The 11,032-nt window shown below is 72.2% G+C and carries 10 protein-coding genes; 1 reads left to right on the forward strand and 9 read right to left on the reverse strand.

Annotated features, from left to right (window positions below):
- A partial coding sequence (locus VN520_RS26840) for a lipopolysaccharide biosynthesis protein (protein ID WP_325749527.1) occupies nucleotides 1-1,508 on the reverse strand: 1,508 nt, incomplete at its 3' end.
- A complete protein-coding gene (locus VN520_RS26845; protein WP_325749528.1) occupies nucleotides 1,505-2,797 on the reverse strand; it encodes a glycosyltransferase in 1,293 nt (430 codons plus the stop codon). The genes VN520_RS26840 and VN520_RS26845, both read right to left, overlap by 4 nt.
- 118 nt (nucleotides 2,798-2,915) lie before the next feature.
- Between VN520_RS26845 and VN520_RS26850 the strand changes: the two genes are divergently transcribed.
- Nucleotides 2,916-3,365, forward strand: a complete 450-nt coding sequence (locus VN520_RS26850) for an adenylyltransferase/cytidyltransferase family protein (RefSeq protein ID WP_325749529.1) — start codon at nucleotides 2,916-2,918, stop codon at nucleotides 3,363-3,365.
- Here VN520_RS26850 and VN520_RS26855 read toward each other — a convergent pair.
- The 7 genes from VN520_RS26855 to VN520_RS26885 all read right to left on the reverse strand — a co-directional run bounded on the left by VN520_RS26855 (nucleotide 3,334) and on the right by VN520_RS26885 (nucleotide 10,696).
- Nucleotides 3,334-4,065 carry a CDP-alcohol phosphatidyltransferase family protein gene (locus VN520_RS26855; RefSeq protein WP_325749530.1) on the reverse strand — a complete coding sequence of 244 codons (732 nt, stop codon included), beginning with the start codon at nucleotides 4,063-4,065 and terminating at the stop codon, nucleotides 3,334-3,336. The two genes, VN520_RS26850 and VN520_RS26855, sit on opposite strands and share 32 nt — an antisense overlap.
- A gap of 102 nt (nucleotides 4,066-4,167) precedes the next feature.
- Nucleotides 4,168-4,569, reverse strand: coding sequence for a monovalent cation/H(+) antiporter subunit G (gene mnhG, locus VN520_RS26860; RefSeq protein WP_325749531.1), 402 nt, complete (start codon nucleotides 4,567-4,569; stop codon nucleotides 4,168-4,170).
- Nucleotides 4,566-4,925 (reverse strand): monovalent cation/H+ antiporter complex subunit F, encoded by a 360-nt coding sequence (locus VN520_RS26865; protein WP_325749532.1) that lies wholly within the window; start codon nucleotides 4,923-4,925, stop codon nucleotides 4,566-4,568. The genes mnhG and VN520_RS26865 overlap by 4 nt, the downstream gene beginning before the upstream one ends.
- A complete protein-coding gene (locus tag VN520_RS26870; protein WP_325749533.1) occupies nucleotides 4,922-5,554 on the reverse strand; it encodes a Na+/H+ antiporter subunit E in 633 nt (210 codons plus the stop codon). Before VN520_RS26870 ends, VN520_RS26865 begins: the two co-directional genes overlap by 4 nt.
- On the reverse strand, nucleotides 5,551-7,206 hold the full coding sequence (locus VN520_RS26875) for a Na+/H+ antiporter subunit D (protein WP_325749534.1): 1,656 nt from the start codon (nucleotides 7,204-7,206) through the stop codon (nucleotides 5,551-5,553). Before VN520_RS26875 ends, VN520_RS26870 begins: the two co-directional genes overlap by 4 nt.
- Nucleotides 7,203-7,796, reverse strand: coding sequence for a Na(+)/H(+) antiporter subunit C (locus VN520_RS26880; RefSeq protein ID WP_325749535.1), 594 nt, complete (start codon nucleotides 7,794-7,796; stop codon nucleotides 7,203-7,205). Before VN520_RS26880 ends, VN520_RS26875 begins: the two co-directional genes overlap by 4 nt.
- Nucleotides 7,793-10,696 carry a Na+/H+ antiporter subunit A gene (locus tag VN520_RS26885; protein ID WP_325749536.1) on the reverse strand — a complete coding sequence of 968 codons (2,904 nt, stop codon included), beginning with the start codon at nucleotides 10,694-10,696 and terminating at the stop codon, nucleotides 7,793-7,795. The genes VN520_RS26880 and VN520_RS26885 overlap by 4 nt, the downstream gene beginning before the upstream one ends.
- Nucleotides 10,697-11,032 lie beyond the last annotated feature (336 nt).

The following is an 11,032-nucleotide window of genomic DNA, read 5'->3' on the forward strand; positions in this document are numbered from 1 at the left end:
GCGCCGAGCACCATGCCGCCGGAGGCCCCGATGATCTCGCGGATGCGTTCCAGGTCGCTGCGGTGCACCTCGCGCGGGTCGCAGACGACCATGACGCCCTCGACCCGGTCGACGAGGGCGACCGCGTCGGCGTACGACAGCACCGGCGGGGCGAGGACGATGACCACGGCACCGGGGCGGTCGGCCTCGGCGACGATCCGTCCGACGGACGCGGAGGTCAGGGCGCGCGGGACGTTGTCGGCGGTGGCGCCGGCCACCAGGGCGAACGCACCGGAGCCCGGCACGTCCACGTTGGAGCGGCCGCCCGCCGGCCAGCTGCGGTCGCCCTCCTCGGCGGCCCAGCGCGGCGGCCGGACCTCGTGGGCGGCCGGCCCCAGATCGCGGGCCAGGGACGGGGTGCGCAGATCGGCTTCCACGAGCAGGACGTCGCGGCCCATCTCGGCGAAGGCGGCGGCCAGGTTGACCGCGGCGGCGGCCGCCGCCGCGTTGTCCCCGCGCGGGGCGGTGACCAGCAGACGACGCCGTTCCGCGAACGACGGGTCGTAGGCGAGCCGGAAGGCGACGGCGCGGTACTCCTCGGCGAGCCGCGAACCGCTGCGCCCGATGGCGAGCAGGGTGCCCGCGGCCGCGCGTTCCCTGGGCAGCGTGCCGAGCAGCGGGGCACCGAGGGAGCGGACGAGCTCGCGGGGGGAGCGTACGGCGGGGTCGAAGACCAGACGCACCCACGACAGCAGCAGTCCGAGGGCGAGGCCCACGACCGCGCCGAGTCCCAGGAGCAGCGGCAGACCGGCGCCGGCGGGCTCGGTGGGGGCGACGGGTTTCTTGTTGAGGTAGCCGGGCGTGGTGTCGAGGGCCTTGAGCTCGGAGATCTTCCGGCTCAGCTCGGAGATGGAGACGATGATGTTGGCGCGGGCGCTGCTGACGTCGTCCGCGGGGTCGACCCCGGTCCGCTCCTCCAGCAGGTCGCGCTTCTCCTCCAGCGGTTCGAGCTGGGCGCGGTAGCCGTTCGCCATGTTGTCGATGCTCTCCTCGGTGCGTGCCCTGCGGTGCGCGAGGTAGCCGTTGGCCAGTGCTTCTGCGCGGGACCGGGCCTGCTCGGGGGTGGCCCCGGTGTAGGAGAAGCGGAGGGTGAGGGTGTTGGGCGGGTTGGTGACCTGGAGGCCGGCGAGCAGTTTCCGGGCGGTGACGTCGTCGCCCTCCTTGAGCAGGGTCGCGGCGGCGAGGTCGCCCACGGTGTCACTGACCGCGGTCTGCCGCTCCGAGCCGATGTTGATGCCCTTGTCGGCGGAGGCACCGGTGGCGAAGGGGTCGGCGGTCGCCGAGCGCACCTGTACCTCACCGGTGGCCGTGTAGGTGTCGTCACCGCTCAGGGCGAGCACTCCCCCGCCGAGCAGGCCGACGACGACGCCCCCGGCGAGCAGCGCGCGGTAGCGCAGGAGCTGGCGGAACTGGTCGCGCAGCAGCGCCGGTTCGTCCTGGTCGTCCAGGGGTCGGATCGGATGTGTCATCGGCGGGCTCCCCCTCGTGTGTCCCCGGTTCGCATGGACCCGGCCGCCGCGTGTCCGAGTGCCTCGGTGAGCAGGGCGTCGAAGCGGGCGAGGCCCGCCTCCCGGCTCAGGTGCTGTGCGACGTACTGCGGCCCGCGGGCTCCCAGTGCGTCCGCCGCCACCGGGTCGGCGGCCAGGCGGCGTACGGCCGCGAGGAGCGCGGCCGGGTCCTCGGGCGCCACGAGCACCCCCGCCCCCGAACGGCGCACCTCGTCGGCCGTACCGCCCCCGCCGGCCACGGAGGCGACGACCGGGCGTCCGGAGACGAAGTACGAGGTGAGCTTGGACGGCACGCTCATGTCGAGCACGGAGGCCCGCTGGGTCACCGCGAGCACATCGGCGGCGGCGAGCACATCGGTGAAGTCGTCCGGGTCCGCCGGCGGGAGGAAGTCGAGGTTGGGCAGCCCGGCGGCCCGTTCGCGCAGGCCGTCGCGCTGGTTGCCGTCGCCCATCAGGACGACACGGATGTCCGGGGCCAGCCGCGCCAGGCCGGTCAGGACGTCGAGCCCCTGCTTGAGGCCCATGTTCCCGGAGTGCAGCAGTACGGGGGTCCCCCCGGCCCAGCCGAGCCGGGCGCGGGTGGCTGCGCGGTCGGCCGAAGGCCCTTTCACATGCGTCCAGTTGGGGACCACGCGGATGCGTGCCGGGTCCACTCCGAGGGCGGTGACGCCCTCCACGAAGCTCTCGTGGATGACACCGACGAGGGTCGCGTCGCGCAGTGCGTGGCGCTCGGCCTTCGCGGCGACGGCCGCCGCCCTGCCTCCCCCGCGGATGCCGCTCTGCGCGGCGGCGGCGCCCATCAGGTCCTGGACGACGGGTATGTGGGGGACGCGGTGGCGGCGGGCCAGCCGGGCACCGATCACACCGCCCGCGAGGCTCGGCATCTGGGAGATCACCGCGTCGGGGCGGCCCGGCGGAGGCGCGAGTATCCCGTGGACGAGCACGGACGCCTCGAACACGCCTCGTCGCAGCGCCGTCTGACGAGGCGGCACGTAGTGGCGCCGCCGGTGGACGCGCACCCCCTGACGGCTCTCCTCCCTCCGCCACACCCCTCGGTACCGCTCGTCCACGCGCCAGGCGGGATAGTGCGGCATGCCGGTCAGGACATCGGTCCTGGCTCCGGACGCCGCCCAGTGCTCGGCGAGCTGTGTGGCGTACGGCCCGATGCCCGTCAGCTCGGGGGCGTAGTTGGTGGAGACCACGAGAAGTCTGCGGTTTTCGAACGGCCTCTGGTGCTCAGCAGCGGACAACGGATGATCGCCTTCCCCCCAAGACAGCCTCTTGTTCGAGCTTATCCGTTCACGGGATGCACAAGTGTTCTTCACAGTAAGGTCGTTGGACCAGTTCCACCGTGGGGGGAGAGAACGGATGGTGCAGCACAGGGTCGGTTACGCGCCGGGGGTGTACGACCTGTTCCACGTCGGCCACCTGAACATCCTGCGCCACGCCCGCAGTCAGTGCGACTACCTGGTGGCCGGAGTCGTCTCCGACGAGATGGCCGCCCTGGCCAAGGGCCACACACCGGTGATCCCGCTGCCCGAGCGGCTGGAGATCGTGCGCAGCGTGCGTCATGTGGACGCGGCCTTCGTGGAGACCGTTCCGGACAAGGTCGAGACCTGGCAGCAGGTCCGTTTCGACGTCATCTTCAAGGGCGACGACTGGCGGGGCACCGAGAAGGGTGAACGCCTGGAGCGGGACTTCGCCGAGGTCGGGGTGGAGGTCGTCTACTTCCCGTACACGGTGCACACGTCCAGCACCCAGCTGCGCCGGGCGCTGGACGTCCTCGTCAGCCGGCCCGGAGCGCTTTCAGCTCCCTGAACCACTTGCCCAGGAACGCCACGAGGAACACGGCGTGCACCGCGGCGAGCACGGCGTACCCGGCCCGGAAGGCCCCGGGTGCGCCGAGCAGCAGGAAGACCAGGCAGAAGACGCCGTAGTCCGCGGGCAGCAGCGCCACGGCCCGGATCCGGGACACCGGGGCCGCGGCTGCGGCGGGTGCCGGCGCGGCGTGGGCCGCCGCCCTGCCGAGCTGCTCCCGCAGGAGCCCCGCGCAGAAGGTCAGTACGGCGACGAACAGGAAACCCAGCGGCAGCAGGAGCCAGCCTTCATGGGGCAGGCCGTCGGAGCGGTGGAACGAGATCAGTACGGCGCTGTGGACGAGGATCATCTTCGCGCAGTCCACGACATGGTCGAGCCATTCGCCGTCCGGCCCGCCGCTCCCGGTCAGCCGGGCGAGCTGCCCGTCGGCCGAGTCGAAGGCGAAGCCGACGGCGAGTCCCGCGCAGACGACCACCCCGAGCCACCAGGACGGCTCCAGGAGTGCCACCGCCGTGAGCGCGGAGAAGGTGAACGCCGCGCTCACCAGCGTGACCTGATTGGGTGTCAGTCCTGCGCGCCAGGCGCCCGCCGCGAGCAGACGCCCGGCCGGCCGGTTGACGTACCGCGAGTAGAGCGAGACACCCTTGGACGGCTTCTGTGCGCCGCGCAGTTCGCGCAGCACCGTGCCCGTGCTTCCCATACGCCCCCCAGCGTCCGGTTGTTCCCCCGCCGCATCATCGCAGAAGCGCGGTGGCCTGCGTGGGGATACGCGGACGCCGGGCTGCCCGGCGGCCGGCGGCGCTCAGCTCCGCCCGGGGCCCGGGTCCGCGTCCTGCCCCGCGCCGGAATCCTGCCCCGGCTCGGTGAGCTGCGCGTCGAGATCGTCGAAGAGCAGCTCACCGTGCTCGATCTGCCCCGTCCGGTACGCCGACCGCGCCACCAGATGCGCTGCCACCGGGCCCGTCATCAGCTGGAAGAAACCGATGAGGGCCAGCGTCGCCAGGTCCATGCCGCCGCGCAGCCTCAGCGCGACCCCGGCCAGCACCAGCAGCAGCCCGAGGGTCTGCGGCTTGGTCGCCGCGTGGCTGCGTGAGAGGACGTCGGGAAGCTTGACCATGCCGACCACGCCGAGAAGACAGATCGCGGCCCCGAGGAACACGAGCACCGCTCCGGCCGTGTCGGTGATCTGCAGCCAGACGTTCATCCCCGCCCCTCCTTCCCGGCGGACTCCCCGGCGGACTCCCCGGTGGATCTCCCGGCAGGCTTCCCGCGTGACAGAGGTTTGTCGCGTACGGCGATGAAGCGGGCGATGCCCACCGATCCGGTGAAACCGAGGAACGCGAGCACCAGCATGATCGGGAAGTAGAACGAGTCCCGGGCGAAAGCGGACTTGGCGCCCAGGCCCGCGATGATCACCGCGGCGAAGACATCGAGTCCGATGGCCCGGTCCAGCATGGAGGGCCCGCGGCTGATCCGGAAGAGCAGCAGCGCGCACGCGACGACGACGAACACGACCGCTGCGCTGATCAGCACCCGGTCGACGGTCTCGGGACCGCTCATGAGCCCTCCTTCGGGGTGTCGGAGCCGGCGACCGGTGGCGGCGGCTCCGACACCCGGCCGATCTCGTCGGGCGTACCGAAGGCTCGGACGGTCAGCTCCTCCAGCTTCCAGACGGAGCGCCGGGCCGCCTCCAGCTGCTCCGGCCTGTCCGCGTCCAGGACGTGCAGGAAGAGCGTGGCCGTGGCCCTGCGCACCTCGACGACGGAACCGCCCGGCACGTTCGAGACGGTGACGGCGGTCGCGGCGAGCATCAGGTCACTGCGGCAGCGCAGTGGTACGCCGATGACGGCGGGCCGGTGCGGACGGTCGGCGAAGATCTGCCGGGTGACCCCCACCCCCGAGGTGTACATGTCGTAGAGCAGATAGGCGGCGAGCCGGATGATGCCCCAGGGGTGCAGCCGCAGCCCCAGATCGACCTGCGGCAGCGGGAACGCCAGGCAGACGGACACCGCGACGACCACGCCGGTGACGACGTTGGCCCAGGTGAGGGTGGACCACAGCAGGACCCAGATCAGGGTGAGCCAGGCGATCAGCGGAAGGTCCAGCACGCGGCGCCTGCGGCCGGCGAACTCGACGCTGAAAGGAGGCAGTTCGGGGTTGCGGAACGACAGGGTGATCAGGCGCCTCACCGGCCGAGCACCTCCTCCACATAGGGCCGGCGCTCGATGAGTTCGGCTGCCGAACGGTCGGTGAAGGCGGTCAGCGGACCGGCCAGGACGGTGAACGCGAGACCGAGCGCGACGGCTCCCGCGGTGGCGGCGGTCATGGCCGCGGGCGGCCGGACCGTGGTCGTGACGGCCCGGCCCTGAAGGGTGGAGGCCACGGTCTGCCCGGCTGCGGGCCGGGGCGGCCCCACGCCTTCGTCGCCCGTACCGGGAATGCGGTCGGGCCCGGTGTCGGCGTCGTCGTCGTCGCTGTCGTCGGCGGTCTCCAGGACGGTGCCGTAGGCGGTCTGCCCCGGTGGCTCGGCGCGCCAGAAGGCCAGATTCCAGATCTTGGCCATCACATACAGGGTGAGCAGGCTGGTCACGGTGGCACCCGCGACGAGGACCCAGGCCCAGACACCGCCGTCGGCGACACCTGCCCGCATGAGTCCGAGCTTCCCGATGAAACCGGAGAGCGGGGGGATGCCGGCGAAGTTCATCGCGGGGACGAAGAACAGGACCGCGAGCAGCGGAGCCGCTCTCGCCAGTCCGCCGAGCCGGGTGAGTTCGTTGGTGCCGCCCCGGCGCTCGATGAGTCCCGCGACGAGGAAGAGGGTGGTCTGGACGGTGATGTGGTGGGCCACGTAGAAGATCGCGCCGCCGTACGCCTCCCGGGTGGCGAGGCCGATACCGAAGACCATGTAGCCGATGTGGCTGATGAGGGTGAAGGAGAACAGCCGCTTCAGATCGGTCTGGGCGACCGCCCCGAGAATGCCCACGACCATCGAGGCCAGGGCGACGGCCATCAGCAGATCGCCGAGCCGGTTGCCGGGGAAGAGCAGGGTCTCGGTCCGCAGCATGCAGTAGATGCCGACCTTCGTCAGCAGGCCCGCGAAGACGGCGGTGACGGGTGCGGGCGCCGTCGGATAGGAGTCGGGGAGCCAGGCGGCGAGGGGGAAGACGGCCGCCTTGATGGCGAAGACGGTGAGCAGCAGGGCCTGGACGAGGGTCTGCACACCGAGGGGGAGATCGGGCAGCCGGACGGCCAGCTGGGCGAAGTTGGCCGTGCCGGCGGCGGCGTAGGTCATGGCGATCGCTGTCAGGAACAGCATCGAGGAGAACAGCGAAATGATCACGTAGGTGGAGCCGGCCCGGATCCGTGGTCCGGTCCCGCCGAGCGTGAGCAGGACGAAGCTGGCGACCAGCATGATCTCGAAACCGACGTAGAGATTGACGAGGTCGCCCGCGACGAAGGTGAGGGAGACACCGGCGACCAGGATCAGGTAGGCGGGGTGGAAGACGGCGACGGGCGTCTCCTTGTCCCGGTCCGCCATGCCCTGGCCGAGCGAGTAGACCAGGACCGAGAGGGTGACCGCCGAGGAGACGGTCAGCATCAGCCCGGACAGCCGGTCGGCGACCAGGGTGATGCCGAGCGGCGGGGCGAAGTCGCCGAGGTGGACGGAGAGGGGGCCCTGCCGGTCGGCGGCGATCATCAGCATCACCGAGAGGCAGAGGACGGCGCTGAGTACGGCGACGCTGATGAAGCGCTGGAAGCGCGCGAGCCTGGTGCCGAAGGCGAGGCTCACCCCGGTCGCGCAGAGCGGCAGCAGCACGGGCAGCGGAACGAGCGCGTTCATCCGGCGGCTCCTCGGTCGTCGTCCTTGTCGTTCACGTAGTCCTCCGGGTCGGCTCCCAGCACGTCGTGCCACAGGTTGCCGCCGGCGTCCCGGCCCCGGGCCTGCAGGGCGCGGTCGGCGCGCAGCCGGGCGCGCAGCCGGCGGTGTTCCTTGCGGTAGCGGGCCCGGTCCTGCCGTGACCGGCCGGATCCCGCCCGGTACTCCTCCCGGAGTTCGGCCCGCTCCCCCAGCACCTCGGCGCGCAGGAAGATGCGCCGGTCCTCCAGGTCGTCGTGGACCTCGTCCGTGCCGGTCAGCTGGTAGCTGCGGTAGGCCATGGCGAGCAGGAAGGCCGTGGTGGCGAGGGTGATGACGATGGCGGTGAGGGCGATGGCCTGGGGCAGCGGGTCGGTGACCCGCCCCAGCGGCACCCCGTAGAGCAGGGGTGCCGCCGCTGCCGAGCCGGTCGACGAGAGGACCAGCAGGTTGATGCCGTTGCCCGCGATCACCGCGCCGAGCAGGATGCGGGTGAGCGGCCGGGTGAGCATGAGGAGTCCGCCGACCGCGCAGAGGACGGCGGCCGTGGCGAGGAGCGAGACGCTCATGGTCATCGGGTCGGCTCCCCCTCGGCGTTGTCCGGTGCGGGGGCCAGCTGGCCCGCCGCTCGTTCGATCTGCCGGTCGACCTTGGCGCCCAGCGCCCGCACGATGTCCAGGACCACGCCCAGGACCAGCAGGTAGACGCCGAAGTCGAAGAGGACCGAGGTGCTCAGGTGGTAGTCGCCGAACACGGGCAGATGCCCGTGGTAGGTCCAGGCGTGCAGCACCGTCCCCTCCGCGAGGCCGCCCAGGGCGACCGAGGTGGACACGAACAGCCCGAGTCCCGTGAAGAGTCCGGGCTGCAGCGGCGCGGCTGCCGCGAGCTCGAACCTGCCGCCCGCCAGATAACGGGTGATGAGGGCGAGCCCCGCCACGAGGCCGGCGACGAAGCCGCCGCCCGGCATGTTCTCCGCGCAGAACAGCAGGTAGAGCGAGAGCACCAGGATGGGGTGGAAGAGCAGCCGGGCGACGACCTCGAAGACGACGGAGCGGTGTTCGGGGGCGAGCGTGGATCCCGCGGCCAGCCAGCTGCGCTCGGGTGCGGTGTCGTCGCCCTGCGGCAGACCGGTCAGCCGCCGGCCCGAGAGCGACCAGGCGGTCTCTCCCCGCAGCTCCTCCGTGTCGGCGGACGTCTCGCCGCGGCGGTGCAGATAGATGAGGCTGGTCACTCCGATCGCCGCCGCGGCGAGGACGGCTGATTCCCCCAGCGTGTCCCAGGCCCGCAGGTCGACCAGGATGGTGGCCACCACGTCCTTGAGGCCGTGGTGGGCGACCTCCTCGACCATCGCCGCGCCGGCGGGTTCGGCGACGCGGGCGCCGCCCGCCGCCCAGACGGCCACGCCGACCGTCGCGGCGGAGGCCAGTGCCAGCGGGATCCGCAGTGCCCACCGCCAGGTGCCGACCGGCTCCTCGAAACGCACCGGCATCCGGCGCAGGACCAGCACGAACACGATCATCGACACGGTCTCGACGCAGAACTGGGTGAGCGCCAGGTCGGGGGCACCCTGCACGACGAAGAGCAACGCCGCCCCGTACCCGGTCAGCCCTGCCAGCACGACGGCTTTCATCCGGCGGCTGACGGCCAGGCAGGAGAGCGCGGCCGCACAGGTCAGCAGGGCCACCGCTCCCTGGAGCGGGGTGTCCCAGATCCTGGGGGCGACCGCTCCTTCCCAGGGACGGTCCGTGGCCAGGACCGCCAGCTGGCCGGCCAGCATCACCGTCAGGGTGATCGCCAGGTAGCCGGAGAGGGAGCCGCGCTGGACGAAGCCGGTGACCTGGAGGGCGACGCGTTCCAGGCCGAGCAGCAGGTGTCCGAAGACGCTGTCCGCGGTCGGCCAGGCGACGCGCCGGGAGACGCGGGTGACCGTCGTACGGCCCGCGAAGAGTGCGGCGCCGCCCGCCCACGTCAGGGCGGACAGCAGCAGGGCCAGGTTGAAGCCGTGCCAGAGCGCGAGGTGGTAGGGGTGGCCAGGGGCGGGGAACGCATCGGCGTACGCGGCTAACAGACGGTCCGTCCCTCCTACGCCGGGGCCGAGCACCAGCCCGGCGGCGGCGAGCACGGCGGGCGGGGCCAGAAAGGCGGCGCCGACCCGGCGGGCGGGGGTGTCGGCGATCCCTGGCTTACGGGCGAAGGCCCCCCAGAGGAAGCGGAGGGTGTACGCGACGGTCAGCACCGAGCCGGCGACGGTGACGGCCAGGACCCAGCGGTCGGCGGTGCCGCCGTGCAGCAGGGCGTCGAAGGCGGCCTCCTTGGCGGCGAACCCGAGGAGCGGCGGCACGGCTGCCATGGAGGCGGCGGCGAGCACGGCGACCGCGCAGACGTACGGCATGGTGCGGCCGAGACCGGAGAGCCTGCGCAGATCACGGGTGCCGGCCGCGTGGTCCACGATGCCGGTGACGAGGAACAGCGCGGCCTTGAACAGGGCGTGCCCCAGGATCATCGCGACGGCGGCGAGCGCGGCGTTCCGGTTCCCCGCCCCGGCCAGCACGAGGAGGAAGCCGAGCTGGCTGACGGTGCCGTAGGCGAGAATCAGCTTCAGGTCGTGCAGGCGCAGGGCGCGCCAGGCTCCGAGGAGCATGGTCGCTCCCCCGAGCACCAGGACGACCGGCCGCCAGACGGGGACGTCGGCGAAGGCGGGGGCGAGCCGCGCCACCAGGTAGACACCGGCCTTGACCATGGCCGCGGCGTGCAGGTAGGCGCTGACGGGGGTGGGCGCGGCCATGGCGTTCGGCAGCCAGAGGCTGAAGGGCCAGATCGCCGATTTCGCCAGGGCGCCGCACAGCACGAGGACCACGGCCACGGACACGGCGGGGGTGGTCCCCGGCGGCTCGGCGACGATCGCGGAGATCCGGTAGGTGCCGGCCGCCTCGCCGAGGATGAGGAAGCCGACCAGCATGGCGAGGCCGCCCAGTGTGGTGACCGTCAGGGCCTGGAGGGCGGAGCGGCGGTTCTGTTTGCGTGTGCTGGTGTGCCCGATCAGCAGGTAGGAGAAGACGGTGGTCAGTTCCCAGAACACGTAGAGCGAGATCAGGTCGTCCGCGAGGACGAGCGCGAGCATGGCACCGGCGAAGGCCAGCAGGTTCCCGGCGAAGGAGGCCAGTTGCGGTGAGCCGTCGGTGAAGTACGACGCGCAGTACAGCAGGACGAGCATCCCGACCCCGGCCGCGAGCAGCACCATCAGCTCGGCGAGCGCGTCCAGGCGCAGGGCGACCGACACGTCGTACGTGCCGATCCACTCCCAGGACCAGGTGACCGCCCGGCCGGCCTCCGCGCCGCCCCACTCGGTGGCCGCCCACACCGTGGTGGCCGCGGGGGGCAGCGCGAGCACGACGAAGGCGTGCCTGCCGAACCGCCGCACGAGCGGCGCCGCGCAGGCGGCGAGTACGAAGTGGCAGAGGATGAGGACGATCACGACGGGCGATCCGGAACAAAGAGCACCGAATACAGATATATCCCCTGCGCCGGTTCACCCGTCCGGCGCGCCGCGCGGCGGCCGGCCCGCTGCTCCAGGTCCGCGTCGAGGGTGGACGGCTGCCGTCCCGCTGTGGTCACAGAACGCCGTCTGCCCTGTTCACCCGTGACCACACGGCATGACGTGGGGCTTTTCCACCTCGGCCGCCTCCGGCGGTGTGCGTCCGGCCACGGGCGCCCGTGGCCGCTCCGCCTCCTTCGCGTGCCGTCTCAGTCCAGCACCGCGATGCCGTCGATCTCGACCATGGCCTGCTCGTCCCAGAGCCTGACCGTTCCG

The organism is Streptomyces sp., from assembly GCF_035563135.1.
In the GTDB taxonomy this organism is placed as follows: Bacteria; Actinomycetota; Actinomycetes; order Streptomycetales; family Streptomycetaceae; genus Streptomyces.